A 16,864-nucleotide genomic window follows, 5' to 3' on the forward strand; every position below is an offset into this window, starting at 1 on the left:
AGGGTGACGGAGCAGGCCGCTGGTCGGCTCGTCGCACTAGGCTTTAGTTCATACTCCCGGTCCACCCCGCACACACTCAGCTGTGAGCCCTCCCCACGGTGTGAGGCCGCCATGGAAGCAGCCCGGCAGTACGACGTCCACGAGGTGAAGAGCCACTTCTCCAAGATCCTGGAAGCGGTCGCCACCGGCGAGGAGGTGATCATCAGCAGGTCCGGCGAACCGGTCGCGAAGGTGGTCCCCCCGGCCGGCAGGTCCCGTCGACGCGACTTCGGCTCGCTCAAGGGCCGCGTCGCCGTCTCCGACGACTTCGACGACGCCCCGGAGGCCTTCGACGAGGCCTTCGGGGTCGACGAGTAGCCCCCACCAGTCGCGCGGGTCCGGCCCCCGTCCCACCACCGTGTGGGCAATCGTCCCGCTGGGGCGAGGGGGTCCCCCCTGCTCGAGCGGAACGATTGCCCACAACGGCGGGGCGCGGCCCACAACGGGGGCGGCGGCCCGGCAACGACGCGGCCCCGGCGGACCCGGCAGGGTCCACCGGGGCCGTCCCCCGTTCCGTCCCGCGCGCGCTCGCTACTCGCTCGCGATCGCGTTCAGGACGTTCATCCGCCCCGCCCGGAACGCCGGCACCAGTGCCGCGAACAGTCCCACGAAGGCCGAGCCGACGAAGACCGTGAGAATCGTCGACCAGGGGATCTCCAGGACCCCGAGCCCCTCCAGGGCCAGGAGCTTCTGGGCGGCGGTGCCCCAGCCCATGCCGAGGCCGAGGCCGAGGAGCGCGCCGAAGAGGGCGATGACGACGGACTCCAGGCGGATCATGCGGCGCAGCTGGCGGCGGGAGAGGCCGATGGCGCGCATGAGGCCGATCTCGCGGGTGCGCTCGACGACCGAGAGGGCGAGGGTGTTCACGACGCCGAGGATCGCGACGACGATGGCGAGGGCGAGGAGCCCGTACACGATGTTGAGGAGCTGGCCGACCTGGTCCCGCAACTGCTCCTTGTAGTCGGCCTGGTTGCTCACCTTGTACTGCGGGTACGGCGCGAGGGCGGCCTTGAGGGCCTCGTACGCGGCGGTCTCCTGGCCGTCCCGGGCACCGGCGAGGATGAGCAGGCTGTTCGGCACCCGGTCGGCGGGGAGGTACGAGGCGACGGTGGAGACGTTCGTGTACATCGCCCCGTTGTCGACCTGCCCGGTGTCCGCGGTGATCGCCGCGACCTTCAGCTTCGCCGTGTCGCCGCCCCTGAAGGCGACGGTGAGGACGTCGCCGACCTTCACGCGGTGCTTCGCCGCGTACTCGCTGCCGACGGACATGGCGTCCTTGCCGTACGCGTCGGTGAGCGTGCCCGCGGTGATCTCGCGGCGGACGTCCTTCACGTACGTCGGGTCGGTGGCGGACAGGTCGAGCTTGTCGGCCTTGCCGTGCGGGTCGGTGACGGTGACGTCGACCCACTTGTACGTGGTGACGTGGTCCAGGCCGGGGACCTTCGACAGCGCGGCCCGCGCCTGCGGCACGATCGGCTGTCCCGTACCGGACTGGACGATGAAGTCGGCGCCGACGGAGCGGTCGAGTTCCTCGGTGGCCGAGGCGACCATCGAGGAGCCGACGACGGAGAGGCCTGCGACGAGCGCGAGGCCGATCATGAGGGCGGCGCCGGTGGCGCCGGTGCGGCGCGGGTTGCGGAGCGCGTTGCGCTCGGCCATCCGGCCGACGGGCCCGAAGACCCGCAGGACGACGACGCCGAGGCCGCGGACCACCCCGCCCGCGAGGAGCGGGCCGATCACGACGAAGCCGAGGAGGGTGAGGACGACGCCGAGGCCGAGCCAGAGGGAGCCGGGTCCGGCCTCCGCGGCGCGGGCCGCCGCGACCAGGGCGGCCGCTCCGGCGGCGGTGAGGACGAGCCCGAGCAGGCCCCGTACCCGTCCGGCCCTGCCGTCGGCGGGGGTGCCCGCGTCGCGCAGGGCGGCCATCGGGGAGACCTTCCCGGCCCGGCGGGCGGGGACGTAGGCGGCGAGGACGGTGACGACGATGCCGAGGGCGAGGCCGACGGCGGGGGTCGTCCACTTCACGGTGAGGTCGCGGGTGGAGAGCTCCATGCCGATCGAGGACATGATCTTCATGAGCCCGACGGCGAGGCCGACGCCCGCGGCGACACCGGCGACGGAGCCGACGAGGCCGAGGAGGACCGCCTCGACGAGGACGGAACGGTTCACCTGCTTGCGGCTGGACCCGATGGCCCGCATGAGGCCGATCTCGCGGGTCCGCTGCGCGACCAGCATCGAGAAGGTGTTGACGATGAGGAAGATGCCGACGAGGAAGGCGATGGCGGCGAAGCCGAGCATCGCGTACTTCATGACGTCGAGGAAGCCCGCCATGCTGGCGCGGCCCGCGTCGGCGGCCTCGGCGGCGGTCTGGAGCTTGTAGCCGCCGCCGAGCGCGGCGGCGATGTCCCTCTTGAGCGCGTCGTGGCCGACGCCGGGCTTCGCGTCGACGTCGACCTGGGTGAACAGGCCTTCCTTGCCGAGGAGTTCGCGCTGCGCGGTGGCGGTGTCGAAGTAGACGACGGTGGCGCCCGGGTTGGTGACCCGGAAGTCGACGATGCCGGAGATCTTCGCGGTGAAGTCGCCGGTGACGGCGATGGTCCGCAGCTCGTCCCCGAGCTTCAGGCCGCGCTTCTCGGCGGTGGCGCCGTCGACGACGACCTCGGTGGGGCCGCGCGGCTCGTGGCCGGACGCGATCTCCACCGAACGCAGCGCTTCGGGCGACCAGTTGAGGGCGAGCGTCGGGGCGCCGCCGTCCGGGCCGATGTTCTCGTTCTTCGTGTCGACGACGGTGACGCTCGTCGACACGACCGCGCCCTGCGCGTCCTTGACGCCCTCGACCTTCCCGACCCGCTCGACGAGCGAGGCGGGCAGGGACTCGGGGCGGCCGCTCTGCGGCATCTCGTCGGGGTCCGCGTCGCCCTTCGGGCTGACGGTGACGTCGGAGGCGGTGGAGGCGAAGAGCTTGTCGAACGTCGTGTTCATCGTGTCGGTGAAGACGAGCGTCCCGCTGACGAAGGCGACGGAGAGCAGGACGGCGACGGCGGAGAGCGCCATCCGCCCCTTGTGCGCGAGGAAGTTGCGCAGCGAGGTCCTGAGCACGGTCACGACGTCCGCCCGCGCGCGTCGAAGTCCTTCATGCGGTCGAGGACGGCGTCGGCGGTGGGCCGCTCCATCTCGTCCACGATCCGCCCGTCGGCGAGGTAGAGCACCCGGTCCGCGTAGGAGGCGGCGACGGGGTCGTGGGTCACCATGACGATCGTCTGCCCCAGCTCGTCCACGGACGTACGGAGGAAGCCGAGGACCTCCGCGCCGGCCCGCGAGTCGAGGTTTCCGGTCGGCTCGTCGCCGAAGATGATCTCGGGCCGTGCGGCGAGCGCCCGCGCCACGGCGACGCGCTGCTGCTGACCGCCGGAGAGCTCGTTCGGCCGGTGCTTCAGCCGCTCCGACAGCCCGACGGTGTCGACGACCCGCCGCAGCCACTCCGCGTCGGGCTTCCGCCCGGCGATGTCCATCGGCAGCGTGATGTTCTCGATGGCGTTCAGCGTCGGCAGCAGGTTGAACGCCTGGAAGATGAAGCCGATCCGGTCCCGGCGCAGCTGCGTGAGCTTCTTGTCCTTCAGACCGGTGATCTCGGTCTCGTCCAGGAAGATCTGCCCGCTGCTGACGGTGTCGAGCCCGGCGAGGCAGTGCATCAGGGTCGACTTGCCGGAGCCCGACGGCCCCATGATCGCGGTGAACCGGCCGCGGGCGATGTCCACGTCGACGGAGTCGAGCGCCACGACCCGGGTCTCCCCCGAGCCGTACGCCTTGACGACCTGACGCGCCCGCGCGGCGACGGCCGTCCCCTCTCCAGTACCCCCGTGCCTGGGGATGGTCACAGCCGAAGTCACGGATCTCTCCTTGGAGCGGTGGGTGGGTTGGCAAGTCCCAGTCAAGAACCGGCCGCCGCGCTTCTCGTCCTCCGCCGGTACGAACGATCCCTGGGCCGCATGGGGGAGAGGCCCCTAGGGGTTCCTCCACCCCTGGTCCCAGTGAGACCCTGACCGCGCCCATTTAGGTGTACGAAGAAAGGAAGGGTGCGCGGTGACGGAACCGTCGACGACCCGGGCGGACGCCGATCCGACGCCCGCGTCCACCCCCAGCACCGCCCGCCGCGGCCCCGTAGTGGCAGCCCTGATGCTGGCCATGGGACTCGCCGCCCTCGACGGGACGATCGTGTCGACGGCCGTCCCCCAGATCGTCGGCGACCTCGGCGGACTCTCCGTCTTCTCCTGGCTCTTCTCCGGCTATCTGCTCGCCGTCACCGTCACCCTGCCGGTGTACGGGAAACTCAGCGACACCTTCGGCCGCAAGCCCGTCCTCATCGCCGGAACAGTCCTCTTCCTCGTCGGCTCCGTGCTCTGCTCCGCCGCCTGGAACATGGCCTCCCTGATCGCCTTCCGCGTCGTCCAGGGCCTCGGCGGCGGCGCCCTCCAGGGCACCGTCCAGACCCTCGCCGCCGACCTCTACCCCCTGAAGGAACGGCCCAGGATCCAGGCCAAGCTGTCCTCCGTCTGGGCCACCTCCTCCATCGCGGGCCCGGCCCTCGGCGGCCTCCTCGCCGGCTATGCCGACTGGCGCTGGATCTTCCTCATCAACCTGCCCGTCGGCCTGCTCGCCCTCTGGCTCCTCGCCCGCCACCTGCGGGAACCCGCCCGCACCGAGCCCCGGTCCCGGGTCCGCATCGACTGGGCCGGCGCCCTCGCGATCTTCGCCACCGGCGCCGTGCTCGTCACCGCGCTCGTCCAGGGCGGCGTCGCCTGGCCCTGGCTCTCGGCCCCGTCCCTCGGCCTCCTCGGCGCGGCCGCCGCGCTCGCCGCCCTCACCGTCGCCATCGAGCGCCGCGCCGCCGAACCGATCATCCCCGGCTGGGTCTGGCGCCGCCGCACGATAGCCGCCGTCAACCTCTCCCTCGGCGCCCTCGGCCTCCTGATGGTCGCCCCGACGGTCTTCCTTCCCACGTACGCCCAGTCCGTCCTCGGCCTCGGCCCGATAGCCGCCGGCTTCGTCCTCTCCTCCTGGACCCTCAGCTGGCCCATCACGGCCGCGCTGTCGAACCGGGTCTACACCCGCATCGGCTTCCGCCTCACCGCGATCCTCGGCATCTCCCTCGCCCTGCTCCTCCTCCTGGCCTTCCCCTTCCTCCCGTTCCCCGGCGAACCCTGGCAGCCCGCCCTCCTCATGCTCCTTCTCGGCGGCTCCCTCGGCCTCTTCCAACTGCCCCTGATCGTCGGCGTGCAGTCGACCGTCCCGTACGAGGAGAGGGGCACGACGACGGCCTCCGTCCTCTTCTGCCGCCAGGTCGGCCAGAGCGTCGGCGCGGCCCTCTTCGGCGCCATCGCCAACGGCGTCCTCGCCTCCCGCCTCGGCACCGACACCGACCTCGACCAGCTGGCCCGCTCCCTGGCCGCCACCGACGAGACCCGCCGCGCCGTCGACGCGGCGGTGGACTGGGTCTACCTGGGCGCGGCGGGCGCCGCCGCCCTCGCCCTCCTGGCCCTCCTCACGCTGGCGCCCCGCCGCTTCCCGGTCCTCAAGGAAGAGGACTGAGTACGCACCCGGTCCGTGGATGAGCAGCCGCACCCATGCCCGGACGGCGCCCCGGACCCGACGATGGGGTCATGAACCCCGACACGTACGCGACGCTCTACGGCCCCACCCGCCCGACACCGTCCCGCCGCGGGGCCGGCGTCGCCGCGGCGGCGGCCCTGCTGTGGTCGGTCGCCCTGTTCCTGCTCTGGGGTCTGGGGTTCCTGGCACTGTGGGCGGAGGCGGACAGGGGGCCGACCGAGGGGTTCCCTCCCCACTGGGTACCGATCTGCCTCGGCATCGCGGCCGTACCCATCGGCCTCCTCTGCACCCCCGCCGTCCGCCGCCTGTCCGTCCCGGGCCGCCTGCTCGTCACCGGCCTCGCGGTCTGCTCGATCGCGGTCGGCCTCGTGGTCCGGGCGGCTTGATCCGCCCCGCCGTCACACCACGTGAATTGACCGGTCAACCAGGTGCGCCGTGCCATTCGCCGTCGCCAGCCGTCTGGTTGACATCGCCGCGAAAGCGACGCCTACTGGAATAGGGGCTCCACAAAACGGCACACGAAACACCCCTGAGGTGTCTCGCTGGTACGCCGAACTCCTCCGGCAGCCACCTCGCGGGTGCCCACTGCTCACCTGACGGCACGACAGCCTGCCTGACGCGCGGCCAAGCCCGACCGCGAACCGGGACGGCGTCTCCGACTGCCGGAGCACGAGGGAAGAAGGAGAGCCCGATGACAGTCGATTCCAGAGGCAACTGGGCGGCATACCAGACCAACGGCGCCACGGTGCACATGAACCTGGACCAGGACCAGGCCGGAAACATATCGGGTTACGCCTTGGTCAACGGCGTTCACGGCGGCTGCCAGGGATTCGTCCGAGGCGACGACTTCCTGGTCACCATCGAGTGGGACAACGGCCCGAAGGGGCGGTACACCGGCCATCTCGGCCTCGACCTGCGCCTCTCGGGCGAAACCGTCGACATCAACAACCCGCAGGTCAGGGCCACCTGGTTCTCGGACCCCTTGCCGGCGATGACGTGACAAGCCGCCGCTCCATCGATCTCGACGAGCGCGAGTCGACCGGAGGGTCCTGCCATCCGGCCCGGGCGGCAGGACCTTCGCGCGGATCGAGGTCAGCGACACCCGCGCCGAGCGCGTACCGCCCCGCCCCGGCCGCCTTCCGGAGCCGGAACTCGCGGAAGGGGGCCGGGGCTTGCTGCTCGTCGAGGGGTTGGCCGAGCGGTGGGGCTGGTGCCCGAGGCTCGGTGCGCCGGGGAAGACGGTGTGGGCGGAGTGCGCCCTCGTGTGAGGGGCCGGGCTAGAAGGCGGCGTTGTAGGACGTGCCCGCTGTCAGGACCGCTTCCACGCCGCGCTTGAAGGGAGCCGCCCAGTTGCCCGTGCCCGCGTAGAAGGTCTCGCCGCCGTTCGAGGCGATGAGGTCGGCGCGTCCGTCGCCGTTGGCGTCGCCGACGGCGGTGAGCCCGGTGAAGGCACCCCACCCGGCGCCGACCTTCGTACGGGCGGCGAAGGTGCCGTCGCCCTTGCCGAGGTAGAGCCAGAGGACGCCGGCCTTGTCGCGGGCGAGGAGGTCGCCGGCGGGGCCGCCGGCGAGGTCGCCGGTGGCGGAGAGCTGGTTGTAGACGCCCCAGCCGGTGCCGATCTTCTTGCGGGTCGCGAAGGGGGCGGTGGCGGAGCCCGTGCCCTTGTACAGGTACAGGTCGCCCGCCTTGTCGGTGGCGACCAGGTCGGGGCGGCCGTCGCCGGTCAGGTCGCTGCCGCCCGCGAGCTCGTTGTAGGCCTGCCAGCCCGCGCCGATCTTCGTACGGACCGCGAGCGGCTTGTCCCGGTCGCCGGTGCCCTGGTAGAGCCAGAGGACGCCGTCCTTGTCGCGGGCGACGACGTCGGGCGCGGCCGAGCCCGCGATGTTCCCGACGGTTTCGAGCCGGTCGTAGATGCCCCAGCCGCTGCCGACCCGCGAGGCGCCGGCGCCCGCCAGGGAGCCGCCGGGGGCGGTGGGCCGGGTGCCGAAGCGCCGCAGCGCGCCGCCGGTGTCCCGGATGAGGAGGTCGGCCGTGCCGTCGTCGTCGAAGTCGTGTGCGGCGGCGGGCCGGGTCACGGTGAACCGGCCGGTGGCGACCAGCTCGGGGCCGATGCCGTCGTCCGGACGGGCGGTGAGCTTCCACTCGTACTCGCCGTTGCGGGCGGGGCGCGCCCAGTAGGGGTCCTCCAGGTCCTTGCCGCTCCAGTGCCAGGAGACATGGCCCGGCATCCCGGGGACGTAGGGGTGCGCGGCGAGCAACCCGGCGTCCACCGTCGTCCCGCTGCGCACGTGGGTCAGGGTCAGCTGTATCCGGCTGTCCGCCCGGGACAGGTCCCAGCCGAAGTCGACCCCCCGCGCGACCTCGTCGCCGGTGAGCGTCTTGGGGGTGGTGGAGCCGGTGAGAGTGACGACCGTCGACTGCCCGGTGGACGCGACCGGTTCGACGTCCGGGCGGCCGCCGTCGGCGCGTGGCGAGATCCGGTAGAGGCCCTCGCCGTGCTCGGGGGTGCCACCGCGCACGAGGAGGCTGCCGCCGGGGCCGGCGACGGCGGAGGAGAACGCGGTGAGGAGGACGGCCTTCTCCCCGGTCTCGACGGACTGGACGGTGAACGGACGCGTCGCCGGGTAGGACCCGCCGCCCGTGTAGGTGAACGAATCGATGTGGGCCTTCTGGCCGGACGCCACCCAGCCGCCGACGAGGTACACCGGGTCGGACAGGTCCTCGTCCGACGGGAGCCACAGCTCCTTGGTCGTGCCGCGCCGGTGGGCGACGATCCCCTGGATGGAGGTACCTCCCGACATCCGCGCCTCCCGCCAGGCCACGTGCGTGGCGGAGACGGCGCCGTCGCGGGCCCACTGGTCCTCCGTCTGGGGGTACCAGGTCGACGAACCCGAGGCGAGGTCGACGAGGACCTTGACCTGCATCCGGATGTCTTCGAGTTGGCACTCGTACAGCGCGGAACCGGTGTCGGTCCAGCCCTCGTGGCCGTTGGAGCAGTCGAGTCCGGATGTTCCGATCACCCGTTCGGGCTTCGGCGTGCCGCCGTCGAGCGTGACGGTGTACTGCCCCGTGGGCTTGTCCTCCTCGTACTTCCCGAGGAGCAGGGTGTTTCCGGCCACCCCCTCGAAGAAGTAGCCGTCGCCGAGGGCTTCGAGGTCGACCTCCCGCGGGGTCGGGGCGGCCGTGGCGGGCGTGGACAGGTCGTAGACCCGCAGCACCCGGCCGGCGACCGGGGCGGCGTTGTCGACGGTGACGACGAGGTCCGAGCCGCCGGCGGCCGCGACGGTGGCGCCGGGCAGCACGACCGACGAGCCGTCGGCGTACCAGGTCCAGCGGAACTCGGGCGTGGCGCCGCGGGTCTGCGACAGGAAGCCGCTGGGGCCGGCGCCGATGACGTCCGCGTTGCGCGGGAACGGCACAGTGGTCTGCTGTGCCTCCTGCGCGGCGGCCGGTGCGGCCGTGGCCGGGAGTGTGGTGAGCGTGCCGCCCGTGGCGGCGAGGACGATGGTGACGGTGGCGGCCGCGAGTCGGCGGCCGTGCGTGCGTGCGCGGTTCAAGTGCGGGTTCCCCTCCCTTGGGAAGAAGGAGGTTAGTCGCCCCTCGGACCGCGCCTCGCGGCCACCCCTGTGCTGGTGGGGCGGGTCAGAACGCTTCGTCGTAACCGGGGAGCTCGCCGAGCACCTGTCCGTCGCGGGCCTGCTGGAAGGGGGCCCGCCAGTCCCCCGTACCGGCGTAGAGGTACGACTGCCATCCGATACGCGCCAGGAGGTCCGGCCTGCCGTCCCGGTTGGCGTCGCCGACGCCGATGAGCTGCGTGTACGGCGTCCAGCCGCTGCCGATCCGGGTCCTGCTGGCGAAGGTGCCGTCGCCCTTGCCGAGGTAGAGCCAGAGGACGCCGGCCTTGTCGCGGGCGACGAGGTCGCCGGCGGGGCCGCCGGCGAGGTTCCCGACGGCGGTCAGGTCGTTGTAGACGCCCCAGCCGAAGCCGGTCTTCCTGCGGGGCGCGAAGGGGGCGGTGGCGCTGCCGGTGCCCTTGTAGAGGTAGAGGTCGCCCGCCTTGTCGGTGGCGACGAGGTCCGCGCGGCCGTCGCCGGTGAGGTCGCTGCCGCCCGCGAGCTTGTCGTACGTCTGCCAGCCGGCGCCGACCTTGACCCGGCCGAGGAAGGGCTTCGCCGCGTCGCCGGAGCCCTGGTAGAGCCACAGGACCCCGCTCTTGTCGCGGGCGAGGGTGTCGGCCACGGCCGTACCGGCGAGGTCGCCGGACGATTCGAGCCGGTCGTAGACGCCCCATCCGCTGCCGACGGGGGACGCGAACCCGACGAGCGAGCCTGTCGACCCGTCGTAGAACGCGGGTGCCACCCACAGCTTTCCGGACGCGTCCCGCGCGAAGAGCTCGGGGTCGACGTTCCCGTCGTAGTCGTGTGCCCCCGGGGTGCGGTGGACGGTGACGCTGCCGGAGGCGCGGACGGCCGGGCCGATGCCGTCGAGGGGCAGCACGGAGATCGTCCAGACGTACTCGCCGCCGGGCGCGCTCCGCTGCGGGGCCTCGACGTTCTCACCGTGCCAGGTCCAGCCGACCTTCCCCGGCCCCAGGTCCGGGTAGGGGCCTCCGGGCATCCAGATCGTCCCGGCCGACCATTCGGGCCCGCCCTTCCGGGCGAGGGTGAGGGACACCTTCACGTTCTTGCGCGAGAGACGCCAGGCGAAGTCGATGCCGTCCTTCTCGCGATCCAGGTCGATCACCGCCGGTACGTCACTGCCGAGGAGCGTGACGGAGGTCGGCTCCCCCGTGGGGGCGACCGGCTCCGCGGCGGGCGTGCCGTCCTCGCCGAGCGCGACGCGGTACAGGCCCTCGCCGTGCTCGGCCGTTCCTCCCCTGACCAGCACGGAGCCGTCGGGGCCCGGAACGGACGAGGACATGTGCTCAAGGAGGACGCGCCCGCCGGAACCGTCCGGCTTCACCGCGACGAGTGCCCGCCGCGGGTCCGTACGGGTGTCCTGTCCGAGGACGTACGGGCGTGCGGCCAGCAGCCAGTCCCCGACCAGGCCGTACCGGACGAGGCCGTCGAGCGGAAGCCTCCGCGTCTCGGTGGTCCCCCGCTTGCCGACGACGAGCGTCGGGCCCTCGTCCTCGCGCCAGGTCATGAGGGTGGGCGAGAGGGCCCCCTCGACCCTCTGGGTCCCCGTCGTCCCGTACAGGTCGGTGACCGCCGCGGTGCGGACGTCCACGGCCGCGCGGTGGTAGGTGCGCGCCTCGGCCGGGCCGGCCGCCGCGACGAGGGCGAAGGAGTCCGCGGAGACCGCCGTCACCGAGAAGCCCGTCGTGCCGACGGGCAGGCCGGTCACCGTGCGCTCGTCGAGGACGCCCCCCGTCTTGGTGAGCAGCCGCACCTCCATCGTGCCGTCCGCCTGCTTCACCCCGACCACCAGAGTGGCCCCGACGGCTCCGCGGTAGAGGTAGTTCTCGCCCAGGGCGTTCAGGTCGACCTCGACGGGAGCCGCGCCCGTGGCCATGTCGTGGATCTCCACGACGCGGAACTTCGTGATGTCGGTGTCGTGGTCCCCCGTCACCACGACGTCGGAGGCTCCTCCGCGCAGGGGGCTCGGCGGCAGCACGGTGGAGGTGCCGTCGGCGTAGCGGGTCCAGCGCAGCTCGGGGCCGGGACCGCTGGTCCGGGACAGGAACCCCGTCGTGCCCGCGCTCACGACCTCCGCGTTCAGCGGGAAACGGGCCGTGGTGGTCCGCGGCGGTTCGTCGGCGGCCGTCGCCGGGGCCGGGCCGGGTGCGGCCGTCGCCGGGATCGCGGCCATCGCGCCGGCCGTCGTCGCGAGGACGGTGATGGCGGCCGCCGCCGCGAGGCGACGGCGGCCGGGTGTGCGTACGTGCTTCAAGTCGTTCCCTCCCCTGGAGAAGAGGAGAGTAGCGGCCCCCTCCCGTCACGCCTCCTTCCGCCTCCGTACCGCCACCACCAGCGGTATCACCGCGAGGAGTTCGCCGACCGCGCCCGTCCACAGGGCCGCCCGCACGCTCGCGTACTGGCCCACGAGCCCGCCCGCGAGGGCGCCGAGGGGCATGGAGCCCCAGGCCAGGAAGCGGAAGGTGGCGTTGACGCGGCCGAGGAGGGGGGCGGGGGTGAGGCGCTGGCGGAGGGAGACGGTGGTGATCTTGAAGGTCATGAAGGCGGTCCAGCCGAGGCCCTGGAGCAGGCAGGCCACCGCGTACCGCGCGTCCGCGTGGAAGAACGGCACCGCGAGCAGCCACAGGGTCCCGCTGACCACGACGGAGGCGATCATCGCGCGGCCCTCTCCGAGCCGGGTCGCGGCACGGGTGACGAGGAGGCTGCCGAGGAAGCCGCCGAGTGCCTCCGCCGTGAACACGAGCCCGCACAGGAACGGCGACAGGCCCAGCTCCCCCGCGAGCAGCACCAGGAGCATGGAGGCGCCGACCGTGCCGCACGCGTTGGAGATCGTGGCGGTGAGCGTCAGCGCCCGCAGCAGCCGGTCGCGCGCCACGAACCCCAGGCCCTCGGCGATCTCGTCCCGCAGCCGGGCCCCGGGCGCCCGCGCGGGCCGGGGGTCCGGGCGGCGGACGCGGGAGAGGAGCAGCGCGGAGACGAGGAAGCTGACGGCGTCCACCGCCAGTGCCAGCGGGGCCGTCACCGCCGCGACGAGCGCGCCGCCCGCGCCGGGACCGCCGGCGGCCACGACCGTACGGGACGCTTCCAGGGCCACGTTCGCCTCCACCAGCCGGTCCTCGTCGACGAGTTGGGGCAGGTGGCTCTGGGACGCGATGTCGAAGAAGGCCGTGCAGACCGACAGCCCGAAGGCCACCCCGTACAGCTGGGGCAGCGTCAGCACGCCCAGCCACGCGGCCAGCGGGAGGCTCGCGAGCAGCGCGGCCCGGGCGAGATCGCCCGCGATCATCACGCGGCGGCGGCGCATCCGGTCCACCCACGCCCCGGCGGGCAGCCCGAGGAGGAGGAAGCCCAGGAATTCGCAGGTCACCAAGAGCCCCGCCTGGAACGGGGACGCGCCCAGCGGGCCGATCGCCACGAGGGGGAGCGCGAGGGCGGTGACGGCGGTACCGGCCTGGCTGACGGTGTCGCCGATCCACAGCCGGCGGAAGTCCTGGAGCCGGAAGAGCCGAGGTCGTTCGAGGGTCGCGGTGGTCATGTCGGCGAACACCATCACCCCCGGCCGGGGCCGACCATTGTTTTAGTCTGGGCGAAAAGCTCATGGGTGGGGGGGCCGGTGGGAGAGATACGGTTCGGGGTCGACGACCTGGCGCAGCTCCGGTTCGCCGTGTCACCCCTGTGGGAGTCCGTCGCGGCGCTGCGGGCCTCCGCCGACCCGGGGCGCCACGCCCTCCATCTCCCGTGGATCAAAACGGCGTCGGCCGTCGGCCGGGAGCGCACCGGACTGCTCCCGCACCTGCCCGAGCTCGAAGCCCTCGCGCCTCCGCCGCGCTGCCCGCTCGCCGAGATCGAGGAGGAGCTCGCCCTCTTCCCGGGTCCACCGGACCGCGCGGAGGCCCTGCTCGACTGGTGGGCGGCCGGGGTGCGGCCGTACTGGCCCCGGATCAGGGCCGTACTGGAGGCCGACCTCGCGTACCGCACCCGGCAGCTCGCCGAGGACGGCATCCAGGAGGTCCTCGCCCACCTCCACCCCAGCCTGCGATGGGCGGAGGACCGGCTCTCCGGGCCCGGCCTCCCGGCCCGGGGCCCCGCCCTGGACGGCGGCGGGATCACCCTCGCCCCGAGCGCCTTCACGACCCGCTGCGTCCTGCTCCCGGGGCGGAAGGGCGTACCGCCGTGCCTCGTCTATCCCGCGCGTGCCGTCGGCACCCTGTGGGAGCGGCGCGCCGAGCCCGGCGACGGGCTCGCGCGGCTCCTCGGCCGCAGCCGGGCGGGACTCCTGGGTCGTACGAGCACCCCGGCCACCACCACGGGCCTCGCCCACCAGACCGGGCTCAGCGTCGGCGCCGTCTCGCAGCACCTCGCGGTACTGCGGGACGCGGGCCTGGTGACCTCGCACCGCTACCGGCGCGAGGTGTACTACCGGGCGAGCGAACTCGGCCGGGCGCTGCTCGGCGAGCCGGGGGACTCGGAGTAGCCGCTCCCCGGCACGAACCGCTCAGGCGCCCGCCACCAGCATTCCGCCCATGGCGAGCATGGTCGCCGCGACCAGGCCGTCCAGGACGCGCCAGGCCTTCGGGCGGGAGAGGAGGCCGGTCAGGAGGCGGGCGCCGAAGCCCAGGGTGAGGAACCAGCTCAGGCTGGCCAGGGCGGCGCCGGCGCCGAAGGCCCAGCGCAGGTCGCCGCGGTCGGAGGCGAGGGAGCCGAGGAGGAGCACGGTGTCCAGGTACACGTGCGGGTTCAGCCAGGTCATGGCCAGGCAGGTCAGGACCGCCCGGCGGGCCGAGCCGGCCTCCGGCCCGCCCGCGGTCAGGGCGGCGGCCGGGTCGGGGCGCAGGACGCGCCGGGCCGCGAGGAGGCCGTAGCCGAGCAGGAACGCCCCGCCGAGCAGACCCACCGCGGTCAGCGCCGCAGGCCACGCCGTGACCACCGCGCCCACCCCCGCCACACCGAGCGCGATCAGGACCGCGTCCGACACGGCGCAGATCGCGACCACCGCGAGGACGGCGTGCCGGCGGGCGCCCTGGCGCAGGACGAAGGCGTTCTGGGCGCCGATGGCCACGATGAGGGAGAGGCCGGTTCCGAATCCGGCGAGTGCGGCGGCGAGGAGGCTGCTGGTCATGGCTTCGACCGTAGGGACCGATTCCGGATGAGTACAGCTAAGGATTCTTCAGTACCGTTAGCCCTGCTTATGCTCGTCCTTGTGGACGAGCTTCCCCTGGACCAGGTCCGGACGCTGCTCGCGGTGGTCGACGAAGGCACCTTCGACGCCGCGGCCGCCGCCCTGCACGTGACCCCCTCCGCCGTCAGCCAGCGCGTCAAGGCCCTGGAGCAGCGCACCGGCCGGGTCCTGCTGATGCGCACCAAGCCGGTGCGCCCCACCGGGTCCGGCGAGGTGGTGGTGCGGTTCGCCCGCCAGCTGGCGCGGCTCGAACGGGACGCCCGCGCCGAACTGGGCCTGGAGACCGGGCAGGGCCCGGCCCGGGTGCCGATCGCGGTCAACGCCGACTCCCTGGCCACCTGGTTCCTGCCCGCGCTCACCCGGGTGCCGCAGGACCCGCCGGTCTGCTTCGAGCTCCACCGGGAGGACGAGTCCCACACCACCGCCCTGCTGCGCGAGGGCCAGGTGATGGCGGCCGTGACCTCGCAGCCCGACCCGGTGGCCGGCTGCACGGTACGGCGGCTCGGACTGGCCCGCTACCGGGCCGTGGCCACACCCGAGTTCGCCGCCCGCCACCTCACCGGGGCCCTGGCGGAGGACCTGTGCGAGGCCCCGACCGTGGTCTTCGACCGGCGCGACGCCCTCCAGGACGCCTTCGTACGCTCCCTCACCCGGGGCCGCTCGGGCGCCGGGTCCGTCCGTCACCTGGTGCCCGCGTCCGACGGGTTCCGGGACGCCGTCGCCTTCGGCCTCGGCTGGGGCCTGGTGCCCGAACCCCAGGCGGAGCCGCTCCTGCGCTCCGGCCGCCTCGTGGAACTGGCGCCGACGCGCCCCATGGACGTCCCGCTGTACTGGCAGCAGTGGAAGCTGGACTCGCCCGCCCTGTCCGCCGTCGCCCGGGCGGTGGCGGCGGCCGCCGCCGAAGCCCTGGTGGCACCCGGAAGCGTCTGACGCCGCCGCCTCACGGCGTGGTCAGGGGCCCTCGCGGGATCGTCAGACAGAAGGGATGCCCCGCCGGGTCCAGGACCACCCGCCACAGGTCCGGCCGGGGCTGCTCGGCAGGAACGGTCGCACCCCACTCCACGAGCCGGGCCGTGGCCTCGTCCAGGTCCTCGACGTCGAAGTCGAGGTGCAGCTGCTGCGGGACCTCCTGGCCGGGCCAGGACGGGGGACGGTAGCCCTCGACGCGCTGGAAGCCGAGGAACAGACCGCCGTCCGCGCCACGCAGCCCCGCGAACTCGTCATCGGACCGGTCGGCGAGCGGGATCCCCGTGGCCCGGTGGTAGAACGCGGCCAGGGCCATGGGGTCGTCGCAGTCGAGCGTGACGGCCGTCAGTTTCATGAGCATGGGGTGGGAGCCTACGGGGGCCAGCCGGGCCAGCCGGGCCAGCCGGGCCAGCCGGGCCAGCCGGGCCAGCCGGGCCAGCCGGGCCAGCCGGGCCAGCCGGGCCAGCCGGGCCAGCCGGAGGCTACTCGGTGGCCCCGGGGCCTTCCCCGTTCCCGCCCTCGCCCTCGGCCTCCAAGTCCCCCCGCCCCTCGGCCTTTTCGGGTGCCGGTGCCGTCGGGCGGCCCGTCAGCGCCGCGAGGGAGTTGCGGATGTGCTCCATGTGGGAGTGGATCTCGTCCCGCGCCTCCTCGTGCTCCCGCAGCACCCGCTCCGTCTCGCGCTCGATCCGCTCCGCCTTCATCCTGGCCTCGGCGAGCAGCTCCGCCGCGCGGGCCTCGGCGTCCTCCTGGCCGTGCCGGGCCTGCTCCTCCGTCTCGGCCAGGGCCCGCTGCGTCTCCGCGAGCCCCGCCTCCGCCGCCGCGACCAGCTCCTCGTGGCGGGCGTCCAGGGCCGCCGCCTCCGCCTCGGCCGCGCGCTCCGCCTCCTCCCGCGCGGTCCGCTGCTCCTCCCGCTGCTGCGCGAGCAGCGCCTGCGCCCGGCGCTCCGTCTCCTCGAAAGCCTCCCGGGCGGCCTCGTGGGCCCCCTCGGCGTCCCGGCGGGCGATCGCCCCGATCTCCCCGGCCCGCGCGCGGGCCTCCTCCAGGGCCGCCCGGGCCGCCGCGTCCGCCGCCGTCCTGACGCCCTCCGCGTACGCGCTGGCGGCCTCCGTCGCCTCCCGGGCCGCCTCCTCGGCGGCTTCGGCGAGGGACTGCGCCTCCGCCTCGGCGGCCCGTACGAGCCGCTCGTCCTCCTGCTCGGCCAGCGCCAGGATCTTCTGCGCGGTCTCGCCGAGGGACTCGTACCGCTGCGGCGCGAGCTGCTTGACGGCCAGGCGGAGCCCGGCGGCCTCCGTCTCCATCTCCTTCGCGAGGACCGTGAGCCGCGCCGCCCGCTCCCAGGCCGCGTCCCGCTCATCGGAGAGCGCGGCGAGGTGGCGGTCGACCTGCTCGGGGCGGTAACCGCGCCCCCGTCCGACGGCGAAACCCATCCCTG

Annotated in this window: 14 protein-coding genes; 6 read left to right on the forward strand and 8 right to left on the reverse strand. The window is 73.6% G+C overall.

What is annotated here, in order from left to right; all coding sequences use genetic code 11:
- The first annotated feature begins 111 nt into the window (after positions 1-111).
- On the forward strand, positions 112-357 hold the full coding sequence (locus ACH4TP_RS20665; protein WP_398187953.1) for a type II toxin-antitoxin system Phd/YefM family antitoxin: 246 nt from the start codon (positions 112-114) through the stop codon (positions 355-357).
- Between the two features lie 213 nt (positions 358-570).
- Here ACH4TP_RS20665 and ACH4TP_RS20670 read toward each other — a convergent pair whose 3' ends face one another.
- Together ACH4TP_RS20670 and ACH4TP_RS20675 are read right to left on the reverse strand one after the other, a co-directional pair.
- Positions 571-3,144, reverse strand: coding sequence for an ABC transporter permease (locus ACH4TP_RS20670; protein ID WP_398187956.1), 2,574 nt, complete (start codon positions 3,142-3,144; stop codon positions 571-573).
- Positions 3,141-3,929 (reverse strand): ABC transporter ATP-binding protein, encoded by a 789-nt coding sequence (locus ACH4TP_RS20675; RefSeq protein WP_389227881.1) that lies wholly within the window; start codon positions 3,927-3,929, stop codon positions 3,141-3,143. Before ACH4TP_RS20675 ends, ACH4TP_RS20670 begins: the two co-directional genes overlap by 4 nt.
- A 193-nt stretch (positions 3,930-4,122) precedes the next feature.
- Between ACH4TP_RS20675 and ACH4TP_RS20680 the strand changes: the two genes are divergently transcribed.
- The 3 genes from ACH4TP_RS20680 to ACH4TP_RS20690 all read left to right on the forward strand — a co-directional run bounded on the left by ACH4TP_RS20680 (position 4,123) and on the right by ACH4TP_RS20690 (position 6,649).
- On the forward strand, positions 4,123-5,628 hold the full coding sequence (locus ACH4TP_RS20680; protein WP_398438746.1) for an MFS transporter: 1,506 nt from the start codon (positions 4,123-4,125) through the stop codon (positions 5,626-5,628).
- A gap of 71 nt (positions 5,629-5,699) precedes the next feature.
- Positions 5,700-6,035 (forward strand): hypothetical protein, encoded by a 336-nt coding sequence (locus ACH4TP_RS20685; RefSeq protein WP_398438747.1) that lies wholly within the window; start codon positions 5,700-5,702, stop codon positions 6,033-6,035.
- A gap of 305 nt (positions 6,036-6,340) precedes the next feature.
- Positions 6,341-6,649 (forward strand): hypothetical protein, encoded by a 309-nt coding sequence (locus ACH4TP_RS20690; protein ID WP_398438748.1) that lies wholly within the window; start codon positions 6,341-6,343, stop codon positions 6,647-6,649.
- A gap of 277 nt (positions 6,650-6,926) precedes the next feature.
- Here ACH4TP_RS20690 and ACH4TP_RS20695 read toward each other — a convergent pair whose 3' ends face one another.
- The 3 genes from ACH4TP_RS20695 to ACH4TP_RS20705 all read right to left on the reverse strand — a co-directional run bounded on the left by ACH4TP_RS20695 (position 6,927) and on the right by ACH4TP_RS20705 (position 12,822).
- A complete protein-coding gene (locus ACH4TP_RS20695) occupies positions 6,927-9,206 on the reverse strand; it encodes an FG-GAP repeat domain-containing protein (protein WP_398438749.1) in 2,280 nt (759 codons plus the stop codon).
- 85 nt (positions 9,207-9,291) lie between these two features.
- Positions 9,292-11,541: an FG-GAP repeat domain-containing protein gene (locus ACH4TP_RS20700; protein WP_398438750.1), complete on the reverse strand. Its 2,250-nt coding sequence runs from the start codon at positions 11,539-11,541 to the stop codon at positions 9,292-9,294.
- A 45-nt stretch (positions 11,542-11,586) separates the two neighbouring features.
- Positions 11,587-12,822 carry an MFS transporter gene (locus tag ACH4TP_RS20705; protein WP_398438751.1) on the reverse strand — a complete coding sequence of 412 codons (1,236 nt, stop codon included), beginning with the start codon at positions 12,820-12,822 and terminating at the stop codon, positions 11,587-11,589.
- Positions 12,823-12,900: 78 nt separating this feature from the next.
- On the opposite strand from ACH4TP_RS20705, the gene ACH4TP_RS20710 reads away from it, so the two are divergent.
- A complete protein-coding gene (locus tag ACH4TP_RS20710; RefSeq protein ID WP_398438752.1) occupies positions 12,901-13,761 on the forward strand; it encodes an ArsR family transcriptional regulator in 861 nt (286 codons plus the stop codon).
- A gap of 21 nt (positions 13,762-13,782) precedes the next feature.
- On the opposite strand, the gene ACH4TP_RS20715 is transcribed toward ACH4TP_RS20710, so the two are convergent.
- Positions 13,783-14,406, reverse strand: coding sequence for a LysE/ArgO family amino acid transporter (locus tag ACH4TP_RS20715; RefSeq protein ID WP_398187992.1), 624 nt, complete (start codon positions 14,404-14,406; stop codon positions 13,783-13,785).
- An 81-nt stretch (positions 14,407-14,487) separates the two neighbouring features.
- Between ACH4TP_RS20715 and ACH4TP_RS20720 the strand changes: the two genes are divergently transcribed.
- Positions 14,488-15,396: a LysR family transcriptional regulator ArgP gene (locus tag ACH4TP_RS20720; protein ID WP_398438753.1), complete on the forward strand. Its 909-nt coding sequence runs from the start codon at positions 14,488-14,490 to the stop codon at positions 15,394-15,396.
- A gap of 10 nt (positions 15,397-15,406) precedes the next feature.
- Here ACH4TP_RS20720 and ACH4TP_RS20725 read toward each other — a convergent pair whose 3' ends face one another.
- Both ACH4TP_RS20725 and ACH4TP_RS20730 read right to left on the reverse strand, forming a co-directional pair.
- Positions 15,407-15,793, reverse strand: a complete 387-nt coding sequence (locus ACH4TP_RS20725; RefSeq protein ID WP_398438755.1) for a VOC family protein — start codon at positions 15,791-15,793, stop codon at positions 15,407-15,409.
- 121 nt (positions 15,794-15,914) lie between these two features.
- Positions 15,915-16,859, reverse strand: coding sequence for a cellulose-binding protein (locus tag ACH4TP_RS20730; RefSeq protein ID WP_398438756.1), 945 nt, complete (start codon positions 16,857-16,859; stop codon positions 15,915-15,917).
- Positions 16,860-16,864 lie beyond the last annotated feature (5 nt).

Origin of the sequence: Streptomyces sp. NPDC021012, assembly GCF_044333355.1 — a bacterium.
In the GTDB taxonomy this organism is placed as follows: Bacteria; Actinomycetota; Actinomycetes; order Streptomycetales; family Streptomycetaceae; genus Streptomyces.

What these genes read in the sequence shown, in the direction of transcription:
- ACH4TP_RS20730 (WP_398438756.1), bottom strand. Translation starts at nt 16,859, where the DNA reads ATGGGTTTCGCCGTCGGACGGGGGCGCGGTTACCGCCCCGAGCAGGTC.
- ACH4TP_RS20725 (WP_398438755.1), bottom strand. Translation starts at nt 15,793, where the DNA reads ATGCTCATGAAACTGACGGCCGTCACGCTCGACTGCGACGACCCCATG.
- ACH4TP_RS20665 (WP_398187953.1), top strand. Translation starts at nt 112, where the DNA reads ATGGAAGCAGCCCGGCAGTACGACGTCCACGAGGTGAAGAGCCACTTC.
- ACH4TP_RS20685 (WP_398438747.1), top strand. Translation starts at nt 5,700, where the DNA reads ATGAACCCCGACACGTACGCGACGCTCTACGGCCCCACCCGCCCGACA.
- ACH4TP_RS20705 (WP_398438751.1), bottom strand. Translation starts at nt 12,822, where the DNA reads ATGACCACCGCGACCCTCGAACGACCTCGGCTCTTCCGGCTCCAGGAC.
- ACH4TP_RS20690 (WP_398438748.1), top strand. Translation starts at nt 6,341, where the DNA reads ATGACAGTCGATTCCAGAGGCAACTGGGCGGCATACCAGACCAACGGC.
- ACH4TP_RS20715 (WP_398187992.1), bottom strand. Translation starts at nt 14,406, where the DNA reads ATGACCAGCAGCCTCCTCGCCGCCGCACTCGCCGGATTCGGAACCGGC.